We start from the raw sequence: 24,534 nt of genomic DNA, 5'->3' as shown, positions 1-24,534 counted from the left end.
ATTTAGGTAAAGATAAAGGAGGCGCTTAAATGGCAACTAAAATGAAAGCATTAGTAAAAAAATATGCTAAAGAAGGTTTATGGTTAGATGAAGTAGATGTACCGGAAGTTGGCGATTTTGATGTCTTAATCAAAATGAGAAAAACTGCAATCTGTGGTACAGATGTACATATTTATAACTGGGACGAATGGTCTCAAGCAACTATTCCAGTACCGATGACAATTGGCCATGAATTTGTTGGTGAAATTGTTGAAGTAGGTTCTGGCGTTACAGATTTTAAAGTTGGCGATTTAGTTTCAGGTGAAGGTCATATCGTATGCGGTCACTGTAGAAACTGTTTAGCAGGTAGAAGACACTTATGTAAGAACACAATGGGTGTTGGTGTAAACAGAACTGGTATTTTCGCAGAATATGCTGCAATTCCTGAGTCTAATGTTTGGTTATGTGATCCTAGCATTCCGGAAGAAGTGCTTTCTATATTTGATCCACTTGGAAATGCTGCTCATACTGCTTTATCTTTTGATTTATTAGGTGAAGACGTATTAATTACAGGTGCTGGTCCAATTGGTATTATGGCGGCTGCAATTGCTAAGCATGCAGGTGCTAGACACATCGTTGTAACTGATGTTAACGATTACAGATTATCATTAGCAGAAAAATTAGGTGCAACTAGAACTGTAAATCCAATGAAAGAAAAATTACAAGATGTTATGAAAGACTTACACATGACAGAAGGTTTTGATGTTGGTTTAGAAATGTCAGGTAATGCTTCAGCATTTAATGATATGGTAGATTGCATGTTCCATGGTGGAAAGATTGCTATGTTAGGTATTCAAGGTCCAGATACTAGAGTAGACTGGAACAAGGTTGTATTTAACGGATTATGGATCAAGGGTATTTATGGTCGTGAAATGTATGAAACTTGGTACAAGATTCAAGCGATGTTACAATCAGGTTTAGATATTTCAGGTGTTATTACTCATAAGTTCCACTACACAGAATTTGAAAAAGGTTTTGATATCATGAGATCTGGTCAATCAGGTAAAGTAATTTTAGAATGGGATTAATTATTTAAGTCAGCGAAAGCTGACTTTTTTTAGTTGGTAAAAATCTGTTTTTATAAGCAACGAAGCACTCGATGAGCTGAGTTCTAAATAAAAGGCACAATCGCTTGATTGTGCCTTTAGGCAAAATGATTCATTAAAAGAGCTGAGGGTCGAAGCATTTGCCTATATCAAATATACTCACATCTGTGAGCTTCTAATTATCATCTTTTGTAAACAGGTCATAAATTGAGTCATTAGCATCTTTGGCCTTGTCGAGAGGTGTTTGTCCATCCTTGTTTTTAATACTTAAATCAGCACCAGACTCAAGAAGTAGCTTGGCAGCTTCAATATTTCCAGCCCAAACCGCATCGTGAAGTGGTGTAAAACCATTTGATGATCCTTGTGCATTGACATCATAACCATTTTCTATTAAAAGTGATACAATTTCCATATTGTCTTGAAACATGGCCGCATGTAAGGCAGTACCGCCAAATGAATCCCTTACATCTACATCCTGTGGACTTTCTAGAAGCTCTTTTACAAGGTCTATATCACCTGTATAAGAGGCCTTATGGATGGCGAGTTCATCGTGCTCTATACGATCTGCAGTCTTTTCATCATCTATACTTTTAGAACAAGCGGTTAATAAGACAAGGGCTAGAAGTAATAAAAGTGTTTTTTTCATTTATACCTCTAATTCACTTGAAACGTCCTTCAGTAAGTTTCTGATTTCAAGATTTTGCGGACAGACTTTTTCGCATTTGCCACAATCTACACAAACAGACGCTCTATTTTCCTCGCTGACAAAGATATTGTATTGACTCTTAGCGGCAGCTGTATCTTGATACATGGATGCATTGTTGTAAAACAGGAATGCATTTGGTATATCTACACCAAGAGGACATGGCATACAGTACTTGCAACCTGTACAATTAACACGCGTTCTGGTCTTATAAATATTCTTTACTTGATCAAGGATCTTATTTTCTTCATCAGATAAAGTATTGGGCTTAACTCTTGATGCTTCTTGAAGGTTCTCATCAATATGATCATAATCGTTCATACCGCTAAGGACAAGACCTACTTCAGGTTGATTCCACAGAAAAGATAGGGCCCACTGAGCTGGAGAACGTTTGATTTTCGAGCTGTTCCAAATCTTCATAACATCATCAGGGATATTATTAACAAGGTTACCACCTCTTAATGGTTCCATAATAGCAAGTCCTAAGTCTTTTGCATGTGCATACTGAAGGCCTTCTTTGCCGGCTTGATAATCTTCATCCATAAAGTTGTATTGAATAAGACAGAATTCCCAATCGTAAGCGTCAACAATCTCTTTAAAAAGATCGAGTTCATCGTGGAATGAGAAGCCAATATGTTTGATTCTACCGTCTGCTTTAGCCTTATCAATAAAGTCAAAGAGACCCAATGCCATATAGTTTGCCCAATACTTCTTATTGAGGGCATGTATCAAGTAAAAATCTATGGTATCTGTTTGGAGTCTTTCTAACTGTTCGTTTAAATACTTGTCCATATCATCTCTGGTCTGAATCAACCATGATGGTAACTTAGTAGCTAAATACACTTTCTCTCTGTAACCATCTTTTAAGGCTTTACCTACCAAAGCTTCGCTCTTACCTTCGTGGTAGGGATAGGCAGTATCAATGTAGTTGACGCCTTTATCAATGGCATACCTGATCTGTTTGATGGCCTCTCTTTCATCTATATTGGCATAGACACCATCTACTACAGGTAGTCTCATACAGCCAAAGCCAAGTGGTGAAAGCATTTTTTCTGTTTTACCAAATCTTCTTTTTTCCATTGTCATCTCCTTATGTTATCAGTTTTAAAAGTCTTAATAAACATAGTAGATTATACGCTTAATGATATTTAACTAATAGAACATTATTGAGGAGAAATAGCATATTCTTAAGATTAGCCCCTTAAAACTTTATCAGCATTTTTTAGCTCATCTATAATTTTAATTGATTGAGGACAGTGTTTTTCACATTTGCCACATGCTATACACTTAGAAGGATCTTTACCAGAGGCAACCACCATGGTATCATAGACCCATTTTTGTTCTTTTGTGTTTATCAGAAGGTTGTAATGCTGAAAAATAGTTGGTATATCAACACCTACAGGGCATGGCATACAGTAACCACAGCCAGTACATTCGACGTGGACATTCTTGTACCAAGCCTTTCTAGCGTCGTCAAACAATGCATTTTCTTCATCAGACAGGCAATTTGACTGAGCGTTATCAAAGATCCTAAGATTGTCTTTAAGCTGGTCTAGGTTAGATACACCAGAAAGTATAATGGATACTTCCTCCTGATTATAAAGCCACATGAATGATTTTTCTGCATTGGAGACGTCTGTCTTCCAGTCAGCAAAGGCATCCTCAACGTCTTTTGGGACATCATTTGCCAGCATGCCACCGTGTAAAGACTCCATGGTCGCTACAGCAATGCCTTTTGAGTGGGCATATTGAACGCCTTTTTGACCCACTTGGTTAAACTTATCATAATAATTATACTGAACCATTACCAGGTCCCAGTCATAGGCATCAACAACTTCTTTAAAAAAGTCGAAAGATTCATGTACAGAAAAACCAACATGCTTTACAAGACCTTTTTCTTTTAAGTCTGTAAGAAAATCAAGAACATCGTATTTCAGTGTTGTTGCCCAAGAATCTACATTGAGACCATGTAGCAAATAATAATCTAAATAGTCTGTTCTCAGCCTTTTCAGTTCTTCATCAAAGTAACGCTTAAGGTCATCCTTGCTTTTTACTGCATAGATTGGAAGTTTAGTTGACAATATGACTTTGTCTCTGTAACCATCCTCTAAAGCATGTCCAAGAGCAACTTCGCTACCTTCGTACATGTAGGCTGTGTCAAAAAAGTTAACGCCATGATCTATGGCATATCTGATAATGGGTTTTGCCTGCGTGGGATCAATCTTTCCATCTACTTTAGGCATTCTTAGAACACCAACACCAAAACGTGAAACTTGTCTGCCGTCTCTAGGCAGTTTAATATATTGCATACTTACTCCTTTCTTCCCTCTTCAGAATATCAGAATTGACTTAAGAAAAATTGAACATTATTGCTAAGACGAGCCTTCATTTTTGTGATAGTATAAGACTAGGAGGACATGTATGGAGATAAGTCAAGTTATTCAAAATCTGGAATTAAATAATTTTGAGGTTTATCCTGTAAAAGACATCAAAGAAGCAAGACTTTGCTTTATGGAAATTTTTGATCGCTTAAAACCTTCAAGTGTTTCTTATGGAGATTCTGAAACTTTTTTTGAAACAGATCTGCGATCATGGTTGAATGAACATGCTACGGATTATATAGATACTTTTGAAAAGGGTATAATCTTTAGAGAAAAAATAAGAAGGATGCGCCTTGCTTTAACAGTGGATTTGTTTATAACAGGTTCTAATGCTATTACAGAAAAAGGCCAACTGGTTAATCTAGATATGATCGGTAACCGTATTGGTGGCATCAATTTTGGACCAAAACATGTTGTTTTATTTGTTAAGACAGAAAAAATATGTACCGACCTCGAAACTGCTATGGACTATATACGAAACATAGTAGCACCTAGAAATGCTAGAAGACATGATGATATCAAAACGCCTTGTAAGGTCAGCGGCAAGTGTGAGGACTGTGGGAGTCCAACCAGAATATGCAACCAGTGGTTGATTACAGAGAAGTCTCATCCAAAAGGTCGAATAAAAATTATTCTTATTGATAAGTAGCTATGCTACTTTTTCTTATTATAGGGCTTTAATATCTTAACTTTTCTTAATGAAAGTCTATCAAATTAGAAATAATATTCAGAAAATTCAGTGATTGCAATGTATTCCTTGAAAATAGGTCATTTGACATATTTAGAGATTCATCTAACAATAGGAATATGGGGGGAAGTTAATGAAAAAGTATGTATTAATTATAGGCTTATCTTTAGTGATTTTTTTAATGGGATGTCAAGAGGAGTTTCAAGATCAAGTTTTTGTAGATGATACTGGTGAAGAAGCCATATCAGGTGAGCAGGTTGCAAGTTTAATAGAGGAGATGCCTGGTATAGAAAGAGGCAATTATTTAACACTAGGTGCTTATCAAGTTGATGAAAGAATGAATCCTCTTCTAAATGATTCCAGCTCAAGCATGGACCCAAGAAGGTTTCTATTCAATGGATTGATTACATTAGATTATGGGAAAGTTGTTGATGATTTGGCTTCAGTTGAGGTATCTGAAGATCAAAAGACATTTACTTTTAGGCTGCATGATGTGAAATTTCACAACGGAGACCAAGTCACAGCAGATGATGTTATTTTTACATATAAGGTGCTTGCTAATAAGGACTATAAGGGACCTTATATAGCAGTCGTTTCAGATATGGTAGGCCTAAAGGCCTATCAAGCTGGGGATGAACATGCTCTTGGACTAAAAAAAATAGATGAGAAAACTGTGGTCATGACATTTGATTCAGTGGGTTCTGAAAGAATAGTAGACTTTACTTTACCTATTTTAAGCAGCAGACACTATGCTTATGACAATTTCATCGAGTTTGAAATGATGTTAAGCGATCCTGTAGGAACGGGACCTTTTATGTTAGAAGACTATGTAGAACACCAGCATATTAGGCTGAAACGTTTTGATGATTATTATGGTGATAAACCCTATATTGACGGTGTCGTCATTCATAAAATGCCTTATGATACCTCTGATTTGATCATTACGCAGGGCGCGGTGGATTTTACTTATCTTCCAATCAATGTGGACACAGATGACATGTTGATGGGGCAAGATTTGGTAGAGTATATGAAACTGCCTAATATAAGTTATGACTATATGGCCTTAAATCAATCGAATGAGATATTTAATGATGTAAGAGTCAGAAAGGCTCTTGCTTATGCCATTGATCTCGATGCTTTTGTTGATACTCAAACAGATGGTTTTGGACAGAGAGTTCACACAAGCGTTTGGCCAGAATCCAGTGCTTATCCTGAAGATCTCAACACCTATGAAAAAGATGTGGAACATGCAAAAGAACTTTTGAAAGAAGCTGGCTGGCAAGATTCTAATGGTGATGGTGTTTTAGATAAAGACGGTAGAGACTTTATAGTAGAATGGCTGTATTTAAACAATCCATCTGACATCAGTAATAGGCAGGCAATAGAAGGAGCGATTGAGGAATTAAAGGAAGTTGGTATCCTAGTTAACTTAAAATCTGATTTTCATTCTGCTATTGTAAAAAGAGTATACTTTGATAATGATTATGACATCTGTAGTTTTTACACCAGCTTTGATATGTATGAAAATCCTAGAGCGAAGTTTGGCATAGATTCTTCTTCAAACGCTACTCAATATTATAATGAAGAAGCAGAGAACATCTTTGATCAACTTGATCAAACCGATAATCTTGATGAGCGTGACGCTTTGATGAAAGAGTGGGGCATGATTGCCAATGATACTCTACCTTTTATATTCTTATCGAGATCAAGTATTTTTGTAGTAAATAATCCTAGGGTTTATAACTACTCTTCAACTGAAAATATCTTAAAAGAGATATCTCATATAAAGCTGAAACATTTAAAGTAGCCTTGAGCTGCTTTAATTTTAATATAATATCTTGACATCAAGATAAAATCATGATAATATTATCTTAACATCAAGATAATATTATTTAAGATAGATGGAGGCAGTGATGGATTTAAATCTAAAGTTAATGATTGTACTGGGAAAACTGAGTCGAGTATTTTTGGATAGGTTAAGCAAGAATTTGGAATCACTGGATATGCCCATAAGCGCTTATCCAATGTTGGCACATTTGAATGATGTCGGTAGGGCAAAAACACAGAAGTTGGGTGAAGTAGCTTTTATAACAAGTGGTTCAATTACACATATGATCAACAAGTTAATCAAGCAAAACTGGGTAAGAAAAGTTGTTGATGCTGAAGATAAACGTATAACATGGATAGAAATGACGGATGAGGGTCAAAGGATATTTGATCAAGTGCATAAAACGCATATGGCTTATCTAGATGGGCTATTAGAAGACTTTACAGATGAAGAAAAAATCATGTTTATCAATCAGATCAAATACTTTGGTAAAACAATAGAGGAGAAATAATATGAAAATAACAGATTTTAAAGGTATATTTAAGAAGACTTATGCATATATTGAATCGGTGGATAATCCATTTGGAGATTATTATGTGATTAAGTTAAAAGCTCAAGGTTTATCTTGGACATCAGGTGAACATGCCATATTCTCACTACCAGACCACAAGGTGACAGGTAAGAAATGGAGAGCCTTTAGTATTGCCTCTAGTAACCATGAAGGTGTGATTACTTTAGGCATGCGTACTGGAGAAAAAATCAGCAGCTTTAAGGATACTCTAATTCATATGAAAAAAGGTGAACGTGTACAGGTAAGAGGACCTTTTGGTTGGTTTAAGGTGATGGACAACAAGGCCCCTATGGTTATGATCGCAAGCGGGGTTGGTATCACACCAATAAGGGCCATCATGAAATCACTTGAGAACGATGAATCTAGACCACTTCATACAGTTTATTCATCTAGAAAAGACTATTTGTTTAGTGGTGAGCTCGAAGAAATTGTGGCGAAGAATCAATCTATGGAACTCATTAAGACGACATCAAGAGATGCAACTTCTGATGAGTATAAACGTTTGGCTAAGCTCTACGGTAACGAGGCCTATTACTATATTTCAGGAAGTATGCAGGTTATTAAATCCATTAAAGATGCTCTAACAAAAGAAGGGGTAAAGAAGAACCGTATCATCAACGATCCTTTCTTTGGCTATTAAATAATGCTCGGTCCAAATATGGACTGGGTTTTATTTTTCGTATTGGATTGTAGAACTAAAGCTTGATACTATGTCATGTTTAGAAGTTGATTGCGAAAGCCTATACTTATAATGATCTGAGAAAGATAGAGAAATGATTCCTATGCTGGTTTGTGCAACAAAATATGAAGCATATGATAAATGCTTTCTTTTTTTATGCAATTTTTGAGTGATACATTAAAAAACGGGTATTAAGTGGATGAAAAAAATGCACCGAGCTGGCATGACAGTATTAAGTTAATGCAAAGGATTCAACTTATGTTAGCGTTAACATTGAGCAATCGATTGCATTGATTTATATGATGATTTTATACTATTTGCTATATATGAGGTCTTATTACAAAAAATGGGTGAAAACATTTTCATAATTCAACTCACATAACAAGCAAGTGTTTTCAAGGCTTTCAGCTTCCGCTGTTTATTAGCTATCAGAAAACAAAGAAAAAAACACATATTCGCTCTTGCTTAAAATAGCAACATATATTATCATAGAATTAGCCATAACACGAGAGGTTCGTGGTTTTTATGCAAACGTATGCATTATAGGGTGGAAAAAATTAAAATATGACTGTAGGAGGAATTACAATGAAAAGAGTCGTAAGTTTACTTCTTGTATTAGTACTTGCTTTCTCAATGGTTGCTTGTGGTGGTAACAACGCTAACACAAACAATGATGCTGGTACAAATACAGCTACTAATGAAGAAACAACAGAAACTACTACTGAGGTAGAAGAGGCAACTGGTTTAGAAGCAACTATTTCTGTTCAAGTAGAATCAGGATGGTTAGAGTATTATGAAGCTGCTAAAGCTAGAGTATTAGAAGCTAATCCAAAAGCAACAATCAACTTTATTGAAACTGGATCATTTGATCACATCAACGTATTAGATAGTACAGATGTTACAAACCCAGACGTTGCAGATGTATTTGCTATTCCAGCAGATAGAATCTATGGTTTTGCTCAAAATGAATTCTTAGCTTCATTAGACGCTAAAGGTATTGCAAATGTTGTTGGTGGTTTTGAAGACTACGATAACGGTTTAGGTGGTAACTTTAATGTAAACGGTGACTACTTAGCATTCCCAATGAATATTGAAACATTAATCATTTTTGCTAACGCTGCTAACGCAGAAGCAAATGGTGTAGATTTATCACAAACTATCGAGTTCAACGAATTAAACTATGAAGATATGTTAATTCCTGCTCATAACACTTGGTTTGGTGTTGCAATGGCTAACGCTGGTGGCATCGAGATGTTAGGCATGAAGGAAGATGGTACATTATTTACTGATTTAACAACTGATTTTGCTGATCTTCCACAAGAAAAGCAAGAAGTATTCAAAGCATTATTCAACTTCTGGAAAGCTCATGATGAAGCTGGTACAGATATGTGGGATAAAGAAGCTACTTGGGGTTACATGGATTCAGTATTCGCATCAGGCGGTACTAACTCAATGAGAATTGACGGTCCATGGGGTACTCAAGGTTTCGTTGATAAGTCAAACGATGGTGCTGACTTAGCTATCTTACCAATCAACCAAGTAACAATCGCAGGTTCTCCTCTTGCTCACTGGCAAGGTGGCTGGGGCTTAGCTGTAAACGCTAGAGTTGAAGGTATGGACGATCAAATGAAATTAGCTGAAGCTATGATCGAAGAAATTGTTAATACTGATTATGCAGTAGACTTCTTTAAGGCTACTGGTAAGATCTTAGAAAATGTAGATGCAGAGACTTATGCAAACTCAGACTTATCTGACACAGATAAAAGAGTTGTTGCTGCTGTTATTGAATCATACAATGCTGCACCAGCTAGACCTTTATTCTCAGAGTGGGGTAATGTATGGGGCACTTGGGAAAATTCAGTTCTTTCATGGTCAGCTGTTAAGCCAGCTACTGTAGAAGAAGCATACGCTGAAGTTCAAGCTGCATTCAAGGCAATGATGGGTAACTTCTAAATGAAGTGATATAGTGTTTAGAAGAGAGGGGAACCTCTCTTCTTTGACGCTATGGAGGTGAAAACATGCATTCGGGTACAAAACTACCAAAAAAACATATGTATATTATCTTGATATCTTTAAGTGTTATGATTCTTTCTATGTCTATAGAAACGATGATGAGAGTTAAAGATATAACCTTGTTTGATTTATGGTATCAAGGACAGTCTGATTTAAGCAGAGAAGCAGGTTACAACATTTATGTAACAGGTTCCTTATCCTATTTCTTTCAAAGGGTTATAGTGCCAATGGCGCTGGGTATCCATACTTATTTTGCTTATACAAAAATAAGAGTTAATAAGCTATTTGTTTTTATGTGGACTGTGCTACTTGGAGGCGGTTTGGCATACAACCTCATAGCATTTCAATTAGGATCGTTATTTTATTACATCAACAATATATTGTTCATAATACTAATTGTTACGGTATTATCCTTAATCGGTGTTATCAACAAGAATAAAGGTTTATAGAAAGGGGGCGTATTTTGGCTAGATACAATGTGTACTTATACGATGAGATTGGCAACGAGTACGAAAGAAAAAATCTCTACTTAAAAGAAGTCGCAATCCTTGAGGAAAAAATTCAAGAAGGATCTGGAAACGCTGAGAGTCTTAAAGAAACACTAAAAACTTTAAAAGCTGGTAAGAAGAATCATCCATATATTAAGAAACTGAATGATTATCATACAGAGGAAAAAGCTTTTAAGGCTTCTTTAAGAGAAAAGGTAACTTCTTATAAGAAGCGTGTAAATGGAAAATATTCTAGAAAAGTGCTAAAACTTCAAGTAGATTTACTTAGAAGTAAAGAAGCTTTGGCGTTTTACAAGAATTATGTTTCGCTTGATTACGATGCAGAACTAAAATATGAAGAAGCACGTATAATGGTAGATCAACTAGCAGAAATTGTTGAAACCATGATACAAAATGAAAATCGATTAAAAGAAGCACTTGCTGATGGTAAGAAGATTAAAGATTCTGACGAAGCAAAAGCCAAACAAGAATTTAATGATTTTAAAGCAGACCAGCAGAGACTTTATGATGAAGGTTGTAAGGCGCTGGTTGAAAAAAGAAACAAGGGCTTGATTTCTAAAAAGGCCTTAAACAACGAAAAAGGTGAGCTTAAGAAAAAGATGGACGAGGCTTTAACGGTTAAGTCTTATGATTCACCAAAGAAATCCAACAAAGAGCTGATTGGCAATATTAAGTATCAATTGTCAAAAGGTTTAAAGAGAGATCTGAATGTTATGCATTCAAATATTTCTGACTATAGAAGAAAAACACCTGTAGAACTTAACAAGAAAACACCTATTCATGCATACTTTACATGGATGCTTCCAGGTGTTGGTCAGCTGTTAAATAAGCAGTACATTAAGTCATTGTTCTTCTTTGTCTTGTCTGCATTTATGTATTTTGCAGCAATTCCTTATGCTTTAGGTTTTGGTAACTACCAAGGACAAGGTATTGCTGGTTTAGTAACACTTGCAGAAGGCGGCAGAAAAATTGACCGTTCACTGATCTTCATGATTGAAGGTATCATGGCCCTATTCTTGGTCATGTTTGTTGTGGCAATTGTGGTCATATCATTTAAAGATGTACTGTCGATTGAAAAGAAAAGAATTAAGGGTACAAGACAACGTAACTGGTTTGAAACTTGGGCCAATGTAACTGAAGAGGGCTTCCCCTACATGGTATCTATGCCAGCTTTAGTAGCGGTTGTATTTATTGTACTGGTTCCTATAACAACAGCCATACTATTATCATTTACAAACCTAGATCCTGATCATCAGAACAAGTTCCAATGGATTGGCATTGACAACTATAGGATGATTGCTTTAGGTGAAGGGGTTGCAGGTGGTCCATTCTGGCAAATACTTGGTTGGACACTTACATGGACATTGGTAGCAACAACACTTGCAATTACAATAGGATTTATGTTAGCCCTAATTGTGAATAACGAACGTGTTTATTTAAAACCATTATGGCGTTCAGTATTTATTTTACCTTGGGCTGTACCAGCATTTATCACAATCATGTTTTTCTCTATCATGTTCTCACAAAATGGTATTTTAACAACTCACTTGAACACCTTGCTTCATTCTTTAAACCTCATAGGTGTTGATGAGTGGCTGGTTGTAAAAAATGATCCATTCTGGTCAAGGGTAACATTGATAGGACTTCAAGGTTGGCTGGGAAGTGCCTATGTCTTCTTGCTATCAACAGGAGTACTGCAGGCGATTCCAGCTGACTTATATGAAGCTGCACAAATAGATGGTGCAACTGCATGGCAAAAGTTGAGAAGAATCACATTACCGATTGTACTCTTCCAAACTGCACCTTTATTAGTAGGTCAGTATACATTTAACTTTAACAACTTCTCTATCATTTACTTATTTAATGGTGGTGGACCCTTTAATCCAACGAAATATGGTAACTTAGCAGGCTCTACAGATCTATTGATTTCTTATATATATAAGTTAACAATGGAGAATGACTATCAAGCCATTGGTGCTGCTATTACAATTGTGATTTCTATCGGTCTGATGTTGTTTGCATTTATCGGATTTAAGAACTCTAAGGCGTTTAAGGAGGAAAAGTTATAATGAAATTATTCAAGAAAAAATCAGACTTATATCTTTCTGACAAACAGCCTCTTACAACAATGGGGATCGTAGGTCTATTCATCTCTTATGGGGTACTGATTTTATGGTCAATAGCTATATTATACCCACTTACTCAAATGGTGATTTCGTGTTTCAATGGTGAGCAGGGACAGTATTTGATGCTCAACAATCAGTTTTCATTTTCATGGAAGCACTTTGAGTATTTATTCGCAGAAACACTGTATTTAAAATGGGTTGTTAATACAATATTTATTGCCACTTCAACGGCTGTTTTAACTTTGATCTTTGTATCTTTTACAGGGTTTGCCTACTCTAGATACAGATTTAAAGGTCGTAAGGCATCGTTAATGGCAATCATGTTGATTCAAACCATTCCAACTTTTGCTGGTATTACTGCTTACTATACCATGCATTCAATCATTGCTAGTATCTCACCAGCTTTTACAAGACAGATGATGTTGATTCTTATTTACTCAGCTGGTGGTATAGCAGGTAATACGTTCATCTTAAAAGGTTACTTAGATTCTATATCTACTGAACTGGATGATGCCGCTAGAATAGATGGTTGTTCATCAATGAAAGTTTACAGATTGATCATTATGCCTATTGCAAAACCAATGCTTGCAATAATTGCCTTATGGTCATTCATTGGTCCGTTTATGGATTTCTTATTACCAAAAGTCTTGTTAACAAATCCTGAGTCTTACACATTAGCGGCTGGTCTTCAGACTCTAATCTCAGACTTTAGAACACTGAATCAACCTGCATTTGCAGCGGGTGGTTTGTTAACAGCAATACCGATTGTAATTCTATTTATAGCGTTACAAAAGCAATTAGTATCTGGTTTATCAAAAGGATCTGTTAAGGGATAGGAGGACGTCATGAACGTAGTATTAAAAAATATTGGTAAAAAATATGAAGGTCGTGAAGAGTTCACTTTACGCGACATTAACTTAGAGATAGAAGAAAAAGATTTCTGTGTTATACTAGGCCCATCTGGCTGTGGTAAAACAACACTTCTTAGAATGATTGCTGGTCTTAACTCTATAACAGAAGGTGACTTATTATTCAATGACAGAAGAGTTAACAAGGTTGCATCAAAAGATAGAGATATAGCAATGGTATTCCAATCGTATGCTTTATATCCTCATATGACTGTATATGATAACATGGCATTCTCATTATCAATGAGAAAAGAAAGAAAAAAGATCATTCATGACCGTGTAATGGAAGCTGCTGAAGTATTACAAATCACAGATTATTTACATTCAAAGCCATCAGATATTTCAGGTGGTCAGCGTCAGCGTGTTGCCTTAGGCCGTGCCATGGTTAGAAAGCCAAGCGTATTTTTAATGGATGAGCCTTTATCAAACCTTGATGCAAAACTTCGTGAGCACATGAGAGTTGAACTGGTAAGACTTCATCAAAAGCTTGGTACAACTTCTATATATGTAACTCATGACCAAACTGAAGCCATGACAATGGCAACTAAGATTGTACTGATGAATGCTGGTAAGATTCAGCAAGCTGGTAAGCCGGATGAGTTTTATAACAAACCTGCAAATATCTTTGTAGCCAAGTTTATCGGTTCGCCAACTATGAATATCATTGAAGGTACAATGAAAAAAGGTATCTTTATCTCAGATGATGAACTGATTACAGTTAAGCCAACTCCTGAAGATGAACTTTTACTAAAGCCTTTTGAAGGTAAGAAAGTTTCTTTAGGTATTAGACCTGAAAGATTTGAGTCAGGCGGTAAGTTTGGTGATACATTTGAAGCCACAATTGATGTTGTTGAAATGTTAGGTAAAGAGAAGATTCTTTATGCTAGACTTGAAAATGACAAGGAACTTGTTATTTCTACACCGGGTCACTATGATTATTCACCTGGTGAGAAACATGGATTTGGATTCGACATTGGTGCAATTCATTTCTTTGATTCAGAAACTGAAGAGCGTATCAATTAAGGAAAAGGCGAAAGCCTTTTCTTATTTTGTTTAATGGAAAATCATGTTATACTGATGTCGGAGGTTTCTATGAAAAAAGTATTAGTTATTTTTATTTGTATGGTTCTTGCAAGTATGTTAATTGCATGTGAATCGAAAGTAGATACACATAACCGTGAAGCTCTTAAATATGTGCGTATGGGCAACTATACCGAAGCGCTCAACTTGCTTAATAAAGCTGTAGAACTTGATCCGGAAGATGACACGTCATGGAACAATATTTCACTGTGTTACGATGCTATTGGAGAGTATCAATTGGCTTTAGAAGCAGCACAGAAGGCTGTCAATCTCGGTGAGGAAAGTGAAATAGAGTATTCCAATCTTGGTAATGCTTATTTTGATTTAGGTAATATAGAAGAAGCCAAGATGGCATATGAAAAAGCATTAGAAATTGATGACGAGTATTTTTACGCCCTATATGGCATGGGTATCTATTATTCTGAAAAAGAAGAATACGAAAAGGCTTTAGAGTACTTTTACAACTTATACAATAACAATCCAATCAATGTGGATGTTGTTAGATACATTGCATTTTGTAATTATAAACTTGGCCTAGTAGATGAGTCCATAGAGTTTTTACAAGCTGAGCTTGATAAGGTTTCTTCCACTGAGCTAGAACAGCTTTTAGAGTTATTATTAGAGTATAGACATACGCATTCAGATGAATAAACGAAAAGAAGCACTGCGACTGCAGTGCTTTAAATTTTATCTAAGAATGGTATCTAGCTGATTTTCTTTAACATAGTCATTGAACTCGACTTGGTCTACGAAGGTTACACCCGAGACCAAAAGAGAACGATCGATACATTCTTTCTGTGAGAGTTTCCCAATACCATAGTAGTAGTCGTAGTGGGTCTTGAAAACTCTCAAATTAGTAGGAATTGGATATCCGCACTTAGTTTTCATGGTACACCTCCCATGTATAATTTACCCGACAAAAGTTTGTTAAAACAAAAACATTCTTATTTTTCTGTAATGTTTCAAATATTAATGGAAGGTTAATTTATTCTTACAAATGGAAGTTCCTATTGTAAGAGCGCTTACAAATCTATACAATAAACTTAGAACATAGGACTAGAAGGAGGTATACATGGAAGCATTACAAGGTTTAAACAGCATTGCACTCTCGATTATCATAATTATTGTTGCTTTGTTTTTATGTACACTGATATTTTCAGTGATGATCAGACGAACTTATGGTGGTTTGATCAGAGATATTTCTGACAAGGAAAATAGAAAGAACAGATTATTTAAGTTTAGAATAATCAATGATATTATTGATGATTTTAATGTTGCACTTAATAACAATGTTGATGAGATCAACACGGTTGCAATTGTAGATAAAAATATTAATGTACATTTAAAGAATGTGCTATTAGGCGAGAGATTTGTTAAAAAAGCTGTATCTATGATGATCATTCTTGGTCTATTAGGTACATTCTATGGTTTGATTTTATCAATTGGTGAATTGGTTGATATGTTATCAGACAGTCAGTCGATTACAGGTGTTGACGTTATTACAGGTGGTTTGATCAACTCAATCACAGGTATGTCAGTTGCCTTTATTACATCGATGTTTGGTATCGGTACATCTATTCTTGCCAATATCATGAACATTTTATTTGGTTTAAACGATCAAAAAGAAGCATTTATCACGCATATGGAAGAGTTCTTAGATAACAACTTAATGACTTCTAAGAATGGTCTTGGCGCAGTGGATGAAGATGGTAATACTGCCTTATCACTTAGCTTTGACAAGTTTAATGACACACTTGCTCATAATTTAAGAAACATCACAACAGAAGTGACAACACAACTTGCTGAAGCGACTGGTGATATGGTGTTAACAGCAGAATCTATTAAGGGTTCAGTGGTTAGATTTGATCACTCATTAAACCAGTTCTCTGAAAACATCAGAGACTTCACAGAGTTTAATCATCATTTAAGAACCAACATCCAAAGACTAAGCGTGACTTTTGATGATTTAAATGATGAAATGGATAAGAACATAGCTGATATGAAAGCTGGACATAAGAAGGTGGATGACTTAAATCAAACACTTGAAAAATTATCTAGAAAAGACGGGTAGGTGAATTATGAAGCTGCGTAGACGTAGGGTAAGACACCACGAAGAAGAGGAAAATTTCTGGCCAGCATTTACCGACATGATTTCAACGGTTGTTCTAATCTTGTTTTTCCTGGTACTGGTTTTCTACATGGAAAAAATCGTGACCATGAGAACACTGAGTGCTTTAGAAGAACAACTTGCTAATACAGAACTTGTTTTAAACGAAAAGATGGAATCATTAGCTGAAACAGAAGAAAATCTCTCAATGAGTAAACTAGAAATTGAGAGCAACACACTGGCTTTAAAGGCTTTACAAGTAGAGCTTGAAGCAGGTCAGGAAGATTTGAAATTGGCCCAAGAAGCCATTGAAGATCAAAAGAATATCATCGAGCAAAGTAATGAAGAACTGGCTTCTTTAAGAGCAAAACTAGAAGGTATTGCCCTTTTAAGAGTGGATGTGCTTGATAAGGTTAAAAAGTCTATTGAAGATGAGTTGGGTGAAACCAGTTCATCGGGTGAAGCCCTTGTTACTATTGGTGACAATGGTAATATCATCATCAATGAGTCTTTGGTGTTCGACACAGATTCATCTGATATCAAGTCAAGTGGTAAGGCCTTACTAGATAAGATGGCCATTGCCTTTGAAAATGTATTAAGTGACCCTTCGATTAGGGAAAATATTGATGCAATCAGTATTCAAGGTCATACAGATGAAAGATCGTCTGAGTCTTACAACAGAGAGTTATCTGCAGAAAGAGCCTATACGGTTGTCAACTACTTAATGGCTTCTAACACCGATTTAGCAGATGACTTTGGTCAGTATTTTGCAGCCAGTGCTTATTCTGAGTTTAGACCAATTGATAATGGCACTTCAGAAGAAGCTTATGCAAAGAACAGACGTATTGAGATTGCAGTAATCCTTAAAGATGCTCAAATTCAAAATGTTATCAACACATACTTAGAAGAATCATTAGAAGATTTTTAGTATAAGAATTAGCCCATTTAATGGGCTTTTTTTGTTATACTTATAAAGAGGTGTAAATATGATATTATATGTAATTGGTCCATCCAATAGTGGCAAAAGTAAATACATTCATAAGATGATAAAAGAAAGACTGTCATCTACAAAACAAGTGATGATCGTCCCTGAACAATACACATTACAAGCTGAAATTGAATTGATTAGAGATTTAGAATCGAAGGGGATCATTGACGTAGAAGTGATGAGCTTTAACAGGTTTTGTACCCATGTCATCAGTGAGACGGGTTCTTTAAAGGAAACCGAGATTAACAAACTGGGAAAGGCCATGGTTTTAAGGTCCATTCTTGACAAACATGCAGATGAGCTCTTGGTTTATTCTCAGGTATCTAAAAAGACTGGTTTTATAGAAAAACTCACCACACTTTTAAGTGAAATGAAACATGTAGGTATAGATGGAAACGTGCTTAGAAAAAGACTAGAGGATGCGGGTACCCAAACCTTAATCGATCGAAAACTCTTTGATGTTGCCACTATCTTGGATTATTACAATGATTTTATGTCAGGAGAATACTTTGATGAGGAAGATAAACTTCTAGCTGTAATTGACCGTTTGAAGGCTTCTGGTATCCTTGAGGAAACAGTGGTTTATTTTGATGGCTTTGACTCTTTTTCTAATCAAGAATACCAATTGATGACTGAAATGATGAAGTTGGCTAAGGGGTCTGTTTTTTCACTGTCTATGGCAGATTCTGATGTTTATGCACCCGTAAATAGGACCTTTAAAAAGATAAGAAAAATCGCTGATATTCATGGTATTAAAGAACACAAACATCTGATTGAGGATAGTCCTGTGAATAAAGAACTTTATCATCTGAAGTCTAACTTTTTCTCTTTTCCTTATGAAGTCTATAAAGAGGAAAATGACCATGTCAGCTTACATATGAACAACAACATGTATGATGAAATAGAAGGTGTTTGTAGAGACATCATAGATAAGATCAGGTCTGGTTACAGATACAAGGATTTATCGGTTGTGACGGGACATCTAGAAGGTTATACATCTATTGTAAAAAGGATTTTTGGCGAATATAAGATTCCATATTTTATTGATGATAAGGTATCAATTATGAATCATCCTATCATCAGATTTATATTATCTTCTTTAAGAGCCGTTAACTCTGGCTTTAAGAAGGAAGATGTTTTACGACTTATGAAGTCAGGCTTTTGCGATATTGAGAGTGAAGCAGTCTATCACTTTGAAAATTATATTGTGTCTCATGGACTAAGGGGCAAGAAGTGGTTGGATCCAATTGAAGATGAAGATTTAGACGAGACCAGAAAAAAGGTCGTAGAACCCTTGTTTTCTTTACTAGAGTCTATGCCTAAAAAGGCGCCGATATCTGACATGACCAAGGTTCTTTATAAGTACTTGATGGATTCAAATATACCTGAAAAAACGGAAAAGTGGATAGACTATCTAAAGGAAGAACAAGCCTTCTCAAAGGTTCAAGAAAGTGCCCAGGTTTGGAATGTGGTCGTAGAAATTTTTGACCAGCTTATCGAACTTGAAGGCGACGATATAAAGACCATCAAGGATTATATTAGAATCTTAGAAGCTGGATTTACTGAGGTTACCTTAGGCTTGATACCACCGAGTATTGATCAGGTTGTTATAAACAGTGTTGAACGTTCTAAGGCTAAAGGTGTTAAAGGCATTTATGTTGTCGGTTTAAATGATGGTATGTTGCCTAAAAAATATTCTGATGAAGGCCTACTTTTAGATGATGAAAAACTTCATTTAAAAGATGCTGGTATTGATTTAGAAACGGATGCGGATAGTATTTTAAGCCGGGACATGTTTTCAACTTATACGGCTCTCTTAAAGGCAAGTGACTTTATAAGATTTTCTTTTTCTTTATCGGATGTAGAGGGCAAAGCCTTAAGGCCATCCATATATGTAGATAAGCTAGAGCGCATATTTGATCATTTAAAGCCAATTAGCCATGTACTTGATATAAAAGAGCCAGACCAAGTATATAACAAAAGCAATCACTATAAGTCTTTGACTGAACAGCTTAGAATTTATGCAGATGATTATGATATAGATGAAAAATGGTTTTCTGCCTTGTATTGGTATGAAAAGCAAGATGAATGGAAGGCTAAAGTTGATAAACTTCCAGATGCCCTCTTTTATGATAATCAAGTGGAATCCATTGATAAAAGCCATGCAAAAGAACTTTATAAGTTACCGCTCTTATCAAGTGTTTCAAGGTTAGAGCGTTATTCGAGATGTCCATTTTCTCACTTTATTCATTATGGCCTTAGACCAAAACAGAGAAAGGAATATGAAATAGACTTGCCGGATATTGGTTCTTTATTCCATAAGTCTTTAGAAAAGTTTGATGGTAAAATGAAGACTTATAAAGAAGATTGGATGACCATTGACAAGGCAAGAACCTATGAGCTTATGGATGAGATTGTTGATGAGTTGGTAGTGAATTTCAAATATGATATTTTTTCATCCTCTTCAAGGATCAAATATATGATTAAGAAGCTTAAACGTGTGGGTAAACGTGCAGTTTGGACTTTGGTTACCCAGGTTAAGCAGGGTGACTTCTTACCATATGCACATGAAGTTGGTTTTTCTGCGTCAGGTTATAACACGGTACCACCGATTATTATAGAGCTTTCTAGTGGCGATCGTATGATGTTAGAAGGACAGATTGACCGTGTGGATATGTATGAAGAAAACGGCAAGAATTACATTAAAATCATTGACTATAAATCTGGAAGCAAGAAGTTTTCTTTATCAGAAGTTTATCAAGGCCTGCAGCTTCAATTGATGGTTTATCTAGATGCTATATTAGAGAACAGCCAGTATTTTAAAGTGGATGAACTCTATCCAGCAGGTGTTTTCTATTTTAAGATTGATGATCCTATCTTAGAATCTGAAATCCTAAAAGGAGATATGACTGAGGAGGAAATTCTAAAATCATTAAAGATGGATGGTCTCTTGGTAGAAAACATTAATATTGCCAAGGCCATGGACAATCAAGTCATAGATAAAAGAAAATCAAGTGTTATACCTTTTGAGTTAAAGAAGGATGACTCTATTTCTAGTCGTTCTAAGGTTGCTAAAGCTGAAGAATTTTACATGCTTATTGACCATGTGAAAAGCATTGTTAAAGATATTGGTGATGAAATAACAGGTGGCCGTACACTTATAGAACCTATTAAACTTGGGACCATGACAGGTTGTATGTCATGTGATTATAAGAATGTGTGTCAGTTTGATCAAGGTTTTGGCAATAGGTATAAAAATCTGTCTAATATGAAAGATGATGAAGTTTTAGAATGTATAAAAAAAGGAGGAGATGATGCCAAGTTGGACGCATGATCAAAATGAAGCAATTATCTCAAGAGGCTCTAATCTCTTGGTATCAGCAGCAGCCGGTTCTGGTAAAACAGCTGTGTTGGTTGAAAGAATTATACAGTTAATCATAAAGTCTGGCGCTTCTATAGACCAGATGCTTATTGTAACATTTACAAATGCAGCAGCCAGTGAAATGAGAGAAAGAATTGTATCTGCTCTTTATGAGGCCATGGAAAGCTCGGACAGTCCTTTTTTAAGAGAACAAGTTAACAAGATTCAAAGAGCCAGTATCATGACCCTACATTCATTTTGTATTGGTGTTGTTAGAAACAATGCTCATTTTATAGATGTAGACCCTGGTTTTAAAGTAGGTGATACCGTAGAACTTGGTATTATGGCTAGTGATGTTATGGATATGATTTTAGAAGATGCATATGAGGAAGCATCAGAAGACTTTATTAACTTTGTAGAAGCTTACAGTGAAAACCGTCAGGATAAGAAAGTAGCAAGTTTGATTCATTCTACCTATCAGTTTATCCAGTCTCAGCCTGAACCTATAAAATGGTTAAAAGAAACGGTTGATAAGCTAGATGAGCCTGATCTTTATTTAGATATCTTAAGGGTAAATATTAGTTTTGACTTAGATGCCTCTTTGGAAATCTTAGAGTCCGCTGCTACCTTAACATCTGAACCTGATGGTCCTTTAGAATACGATGAGATGATTCAAAGTGATATTTCTCATGTACTCATGTTAAAGGAAGGACTAAATGATTTAGACTCATTTGTTGATAGCGTGCGTTCTATTTCTCATATGAGATTAAAGTCTATCAAAAAGGACAGAAAAGAAGAAATTGATCCTCATTTAATAGACGAAGTCAAATCTTTGAGAAAGCAGTATAAAGATATCTTAGACCAAATAGGCGATTTATTTAAATACAAGTCAGTAAGTGAGTATATAGAGGATATTAAGCTGGTAAAGCCTTTTATGGAAACGCTTTGTTCTTTGGTTGAAAGTTACAGTGATCGCTTTATGTTAGAGAAGTCAGAGAAAAACTATGTGGACTTTAATGACTTAGAACACCTGGCTTTAAAGGCCTTAGACAATGACCAAGTCAGTGACTATTATAGAAAGAAATTCTCTCATATATTCCTCGATGAATATCAAGATTCAAACCTTGTTCAGGAAACCCTAATTAAGAAGATAAAAAGAGAGGACAATGTCTTTTTGGTAGGTGATGTAAAGCAGTCCATTTACAAGTTTAGACTAGCAGACCCATCCCTATTTTTAGAAAAGTACCATGCTTATTCAAAAGAAAGTGATGCTCTAGATAGACGTATTGACTTAAAGAAAAACTTCAGAAGTCGTAAAGATGTTTTAGAAGGCATTAACTTCTTGTTTGAGTCATTGATGTCAGAATCCTTTGGTGAAATGGTTTATGATGATGATGCCAAGCTCTATACCGGTATAGATTTTGGTGATATTGAAGATGCTAGTGTAGAATTTAGGATTATAGAAGGCAAATACAGTGGTGATCCTTTATTAGAAGAACTATCTGCTGCAGAGGTAGAGGCCAAAGCCATCTCTCGTCAGATCAAAGATTTAATAGGAAAACAAAGTTATAACAGAAAGAAAAACGAGTATTTTGATATAAAGTATAGTGACATTGTCATACTGATGCGTGCAGTCTCTTCATGGGCGCCCGTATTCAATGATGTTTTCATGAAAGAGGGCATTCCCTTATTTGCTGATTTCCAAGGCGGTTATTTTGATGCAATAGAGATAAAGATGTTTGTTGATTTTTTAAGACTCATGGACAATCCTTATCAGGATATGCCTTTACTAACGGTTTTAAGGTCGCCGATTTTTGATTTTACGACAGAAGAGCTTATAAAGATAAGAATCTCGAAACCGGATGGTTTTTATTACTCTGCCTTGTTTGACTACGAAGAAGATGATGAAATAAAAGCGAAAATCGATGATATGAAATCGACCATAGAGGATTATCAATCTAAGGCTAAGTATATGAAGCTAGATGAAATCATCTGGAAGATTATGATTGATACAGGGTACTATCAATATGTTGGTGCTATGCCTGGCGGCAAGGCCAGACAAGGCAATCTACGACTTTTAGTTGATAGGGCTGAACAGATGGATTCCAGTCATGTGAGTCTTTATCAGTTTATACAAACAGTTGATAAAATGCATAAGAACAGCGCTGATATGGGAACTGCCAAAATCATTGGTGAAAGTGAAAATGTGGTTAGGATCATGTCTATACACAAGTCGAAAGGTCTGGAGTTTCCAGTCGTTATACTTGCAGGCTGTGGTAAAAAGTTTAACCTAAGAGATGCTTATCAAGAAGTGCTTCTTCATAAAAAACTTGGTATAGGCCCTAAATACATTGATGCTGTCCACCGTGTGGCTTTTGATACTTTACCAAAGAAGCTGATAAAAAGGCAGATCCGTATGGAAAGTCTTGCTGAAGAGATGAGGGTCTTATACGTAGCTCTTACAAGAGCCGTTGACAAGCTTATTATGTATGGAACGGCAAAGGATCTCGAAAGTCATGCGAAGAAGTGGACAAGAGGTGACAGTATATTTAATCTGATGAATGGTCAAAATTACTTGGATTGGATGATGATGATATTATCCAAACATCCGGTTAGTAAAAGCATTTGGGCTATTGCTGAAAAGTCTTATTTAGGTCTAAAGAGTCATGATGCAAACTTTAGTATTCACTTGATAAAAAGAGATGATTTGTTTATAGAAGCATCTGATAAGCACCAGGCCCTCAGTCATATATTATCAGACTTATCACCTTATGAGGATAAGGACTATGAACAAGTTCTCGAATCGGCTTTTAATTTTGAATACCCTTATCAAGTACATGAGTTGCCGTCTAAGTTTTCAGTAACAGAGTTAAAGCAATTAGAAAAAGGTGGTATCAAGGTAGAACCTTTAAATACGACACCTAAATTTTTACTTGAAGAAACACCTAAGTCTGCTGCAGAAATTGGTACCTTAACCCACTTTATTATGCAAAAGCTGGATAGAAAGAATCCTAATATTCAGGGGCAAATAGATAGGATGGTAGAAAGTAAGGTAATCGATGCCGAGGATATCAAGTATATAAGAACAGAACGGTTTGTAGAATTCTTTAATTCAGATCTAGGTAAAAGGTACATAGCATCTAATCAAGTTTTTAAGGAAAAGCCATTTGTATTGAAGAAAAAGCTTGAGATTACAGGTGATGATGATATTTTGATACAGGGTATTATTGATTGTTACTTTGAAGATCAAGGTGAAATAGTCCTTCTTGACTATAAAACAGATTATCTTTATGGTGATGGTGACATACTGGTAGAAAGGTATAAAACTCAGCTTGACTTATATAAAGAAGCCATAGAAGCCATAACAGGAAAAAGGGTAAAAGAAACTTATATTTATTCTTTCTTCAAAAACAAGGCGATTCCAGTCGAATAGTCTCTATATTAACGGTTTTGTAATAGGATGGACATACGAAGTACACATAGGGGTGTTATGATGTATTCAAGAAG

The 24,534-nt window shown here is 35.7% G+C and carries 19 protein-coding genes; 15 read left to right on the top strand and 4 right to left on the bottom strand.

From position 1 onward, the window contains the following. The first annotated feature begins 41 nt into the window (after positions 1-41). On the top strand, positions 42-1,067 hold the full coding sequence (gene tdh, locus EZV73_RS16725) for an L-threonine 3-dehydrogenase (protein WP_369123963.1): 1,026 nt from the start codon (positions 42-44) through the stop codon (positions 1,065-1,067). A gap of 193 nt (positions 1,068-1,260) precedes the next feature. On the opposite strand, the gene EZV73_RS16720 is transcribed toward tdh, so the two are convergent. From EZV73_RS16720 to EZV73_RS16710, 3 genes are all read right to left on the bottom strand, one after another. Further along, positions 1,261-1,731, bottom strand: coding sequence for an ankyrin repeat domain-containing protein (locus EZV73_RS16720; RefSeq protein ID WP_240841550.1), 471 nt, complete (start codon positions 1,729-1,731; stop codon positions 1,261-1,263). Next, complete coding sequence (locus tag EZV73_RS16715; protein ID WP_240841549.1) at positions 1,732-2,868, bottom strand: aldo/keto reductase; 1,137 nt, start codon at positions 2,866-2,868, stop codon at positions 1,732-1,734. A 113-nt stretch (positions 2,869-2,981) separates the two neighbouring features. Next, on the bottom strand, positions 2,982-4,097 hold the full coding sequence (locus tag EZV73_RS16710; RefSeq protein WP_240841548.1) for an aldo/keto reductase: 1,116 nt from the start codon (positions 4,095-4,097) through the stop codon (positions 2,982-2,984). 112 nt (positions 4,098-4,209) lie between these two features. Here EZV73_RS16710 and EZV73_RS16705 point away from each other — a divergent pair, with 112 nt between their 5' ends. The 10 genes from EZV73_RS16705 (at position 4,210) to EZV73_RS16660 (ending at position 15,222) form a co-directional block, all read left to right on the top strand. Beyond that, a complete protein-coding gene (locus EZV73_RS16705; RefSeq protein ID WP_240841547.1) occupies positions 4,210-4,818 on the top strand; it encodes a lactate utilization protein in 609 nt (202 codons plus the stop codon). 172 nt (positions 4,819-4,990) lie between these two features. After that, positions 4,991-6,664 carry an ABC transporter substrate-binding protein gene (locus tag EZV73_RS16700; RefSeq protein WP_240841546.1) on the top strand — a complete coding sequence of 558 codons (1,674 nt, stop codon included), beginning with the start codon at positions 4,991-4,993 and terminating at the stop codon, positions 6,662-6,664. A gap of 106 nt (positions 6,665-6,770) precedes the next feature. Next, a complete protein-coding gene (locus EZV73_RS16695; RefSeq protein WP_240841545.1) occupies positions 6,771-7,196 on the top strand; it encodes a MarR family winged helix-turn-helix transcriptional regulator in 426 nt (141 codons plus the stop codon). A gap of 1 nt (position 7,197) precedes the next feature. Next, positions 7,198-7,896 (top strand): FAD-dependent oxidoreductase, encoded by a 699-nt coding sequence (locus EZV73_RS16690; protein WP_240841544.1) that lies wholly within the window; start codon positions 7,198-7,200, stop codon positions 7,894-7,896. Positions 7,897-8,520: 624 nt separating this feature from the next. Then, on the top strand, positions 8,521-9,888 hold the full coding sequence (locus EZV73_RS16685; RefSeq protein WP_240841543.1) for a hypothetical protein: 1,368 nt from the start codon (positions 8,521-8,523) through the stop codon (positions 9,886-9,888). A gap of 65 nt (positions 9,889-9,953) precedes the next feature. Next, positions 9,954-10,397, top strand: coding sequence for a hypothetical protein (locus EZV73_RS16680; RefSeq protein WP_240841542.1), 444 nt, complete (start codon positions 9,954-9,956; stop codon positions 10,395-10,397). Positions 10,398-10,411: 14 nt separating this feature from the next. After that, on the top strand, positions 10,412-12,526 hold the full coding sequence (locus tag EZV73_RS16675; RefSeq protein ID WP_240841541.1) for a carbohydrate ABC transporter permease: 2,115 nt from the start codon (positions 10,412-10,414) through the stop codon (positions 12,524-12,526). After that, a complete protein-coding gene (locus EZV73_RS16670; protein WP_240841540.1) occupies positions 12,526-13,419 on the top strand; it encodes a sugar ABC transporter permease in 894 nt (297 codons plus the stop codon). The genes EZV73_RS16675 and EZV73_RS16670 overlap by 1 nt, the downstream gene beginning before the upstream one ends. A 9-nt stretch (positions 13,420-13,428) precedes the next feature. Then, on the top strand, positions 13,429-14,514 hold the full coding sequence (locus tag EZV73_RS16665; protein WP_240841539.1) for an ABC transporter ATP-binding protein: 1,086 nt from the start codon (positions 13,429-13,431) through the stop codon (positions 14,512-14,514). A 69-nt stretch (positions 14,515-14,583) separates the two neighbouring features. Further along, on the top strand, positions 14,584-15,222 hold the full coding sequence (locus tag EZV73_RS16660; protein ID WP_240841538.1) for a tetratricopeptide repeat protein: 639 nt from the start codon (positions 14,584-14,586) through the stop codon (positions 15,220-15,222). Between the two features lie 36 nt (positions 15,223-15,258). Here the strand turns inward: EZV73_RS16660 and EZV73_RS16655 are convergent, their stop codons facing one another. Further along, positions 15,259-15,459: a hypothetical protein gene (locus EZV73_RS16655; protein ID WP_240841537.1), complete on the bottom strand. Its 201-nt coding sequence runs from the start codon at positions 15,457-15,459 to the stop codon at positions 15,259-15,261. A 184-nt stretch (positions 15,460-15,643) separates the two neighbouring features. On the opposite strand from EZV73_RS16655, the gene EZV73_RS16650 reads away from it, so the two are divergent. The 4 genes from EZV73_RS16650 to addA are packed head-to-tail and all read left to right on the top strand — an operon-like array spanning position 15,644 to position 24,460. Further along, positions 15,644-16,642, top strand: a complete 999-nt coding sequence (locus tag EZV73_RS16650) for a MotA/TolQ/ExbB proton channel family protein (protein WP_240841536.1) — start codon at positions 15,644-15,646, stop codon at positions 16,640-16,642. Positions 16,643-16,649: 7 nt separating this feature from the next. Beyond that, on the top strand, positions 16,650-17,606 hold the full coding sequence (locus EZV73_RS16645; protein ID WP_240841535.1) for an OmpA family protein: 957 nt from the start codon (positions 16,650-16,652) through the stop codon (positions 17,604-17,606). Positions 17,607-17,664: 58 nt separating this feature from the next. After that, positions 17,665-21,000, top strand: a complete 3,336-nt coding sequence (gene addB, locus EZV73_RS16640; RefSeq protein WP_240841534.1) for a helicase-exonuclease AddAB subunit AddB — start codon at positions 17,665-17,667, stop codon at positions 20,998-21,000. Beyond that, positions 20,981-24,460: a helicase-exonuclease AddAB subunit AddA gene (gene addA / locus EZV73_RS16635; RefSeq protein WP_240841533.1), complete on the top strand. Its 3,480-nt coding sequence runs from the start codon at positions 20,981-20,983 to the stop codon at positions 24,458-24,460. The genes addB and addA overlap by 20 nt, the downstream gene beginning before the upstream one ends. The last annotated feature ends 74 nt before the right edge of the window (positions 24,461-24,534 follow it).

It is taken from the genome of Acidaminobacter sp. JC074, assembly GCF_022496765.1.
Classification (GTDB): Bacteria; Bacillota; Clostridia; order Peptostreptococcales; family Acidaminobacteraceae; genus JABXKX01.
Note: the sequence above shows the minus strand (reverse complement) of the source record. Positions and strands in the feature narration are given on the sequence as shown.

What these genes read in the sequence shown, in the direction of transcription:
- addB (WP_240841534.1), top strand. Translation starts at nt 17,665, where the DNA reads ATGATATTATATGTAATTGGTCCATCCAATAGTGGCAAAAGTAAATAC.
- EZV73_RS16705 (WP_240841547.1), top strand. Translation starts at nt 4,210, where the DNA reads ATGGAGATAAGTCAAGTTATTCAAAATCTGGAATTAAATAATTTTGAG.
- tdh (WP_369123963.1), top strand. Translation starts at nt 42, where the DNA reads ATGAAAGCATTAGTAAAAAAATATGCTAAAGAAGGTTTATGGTTAGAT.
- EZV73_RS16655 (WP_240841537.1), bottom strand. Translation starts at nt 15,459, where the DNA reads ATGAAAACTAAGTGCGGATATCCAATTCCTACTAATTTGAGAGTTTTC.
- EZV73_RS16650 (WP_240841536.1), top strand. Translation starts at nt 15,644, where the DNA reads ATGGAAGCATTACAAGGTTTAAACAGCATTGCACTCTCGATTATCATA.
- EZV73_RS16710 (WP_240841548.1), bottom strand. Translation starts at nt 4,097, where the DNA reads ATGCAATATATTAAACTGCCTAGAGACGGCAGACAAGTTTCACGTTTT.
- EZV73_RS16665 (WP_240841539.1), top strand. Translation starts at nt 13,429, where the DNA reads ATGAACGTAGTATTAAAAAATATTGGTAAAAAATATGAAGGTCGTGAA.
- EZV73_RS16670 (WP_240841540.1), top strand. Translation starts at nt 12,526, where the DNA reads ATGAAATTATTCAAGAAAAAATCAGACTTATATCTTTCTGACAAACAG.
- EZV73_RS16685 (WP_240841543.1), top strand. Translation starts at nt 8,521, where the DNA reads ATGAAAAGAGTCGTAAGTTTACTTCTTGTATTAGTACTTGCTTTCTCA.
- EZV73_RS16680 (WP_240841542.1), top strand. Translation starts at nt 9,954, where the DNA reads ATGCATTCGGGTACAAAACTACCAAAAAAACATATGTATATTATCTTG.
- EZV73_RS16700 (WP_240841546.1), top strand. Translation starts at nt 4,991, where the DNA reads ATGAAAAAGTATGTATTAATTATAGGCTTATCTTTAGTGATTTTTTTA.
- EZV73_RS16715 (WP_240841549.1), bottom strand. Translation starts at nt 2,868, where the DNA reads ATGGAAAAAAGAAGATTTGGTAAAACAGAAAAAATGCTTTCACCACTT.
- EZV73_RS16695 (WP_240841545.1), top strand. Translation starts at nt 6,771, where the DNA reads ATGGATTTAAATCTAAAGTTAATGATTGTACTGGGAAAACTGAGTCGA.
- EZV73_RS16690 (WP_240841544.1), top strand. Translation starts at nt 7,198, where the DNA reads ATGAAAATAACAGATTTTAAAGGTATATTTAAGAAGACTTATGCATAT.
- EZV73_RS16720 (WP_240841550.1), bottom strand. Translation starts at nt 1,731, where the DNA reads ATGAAAAAAACACTTTTATTACTTCTAGCCCTTGTCTTATTAACCGCT.
- EZV73_RS16645 (WP_240841535.1), top strand. Translation starts at nt 16,650, where the DNA reads ATGAAGCTGCGTAGACGTAGGGTAAGACACCACGAAGAAGAGGAAAAT.
- EZV73_RS16660 (WP_240841538.1), top strand. Translation starts at nt 14,584, where the DNA reads ATGAAAAAAGTATTAGTTATTTTTATTTGTATGGTTCTTGCAAGTATG.
- addA (WP_240841533.1), top strand. Translation starts at nt 20,981, where the DNA reads ATGCCAAGTTGGACGCATGATCAAAATGAAGCAATTATCTCAAGAGGC.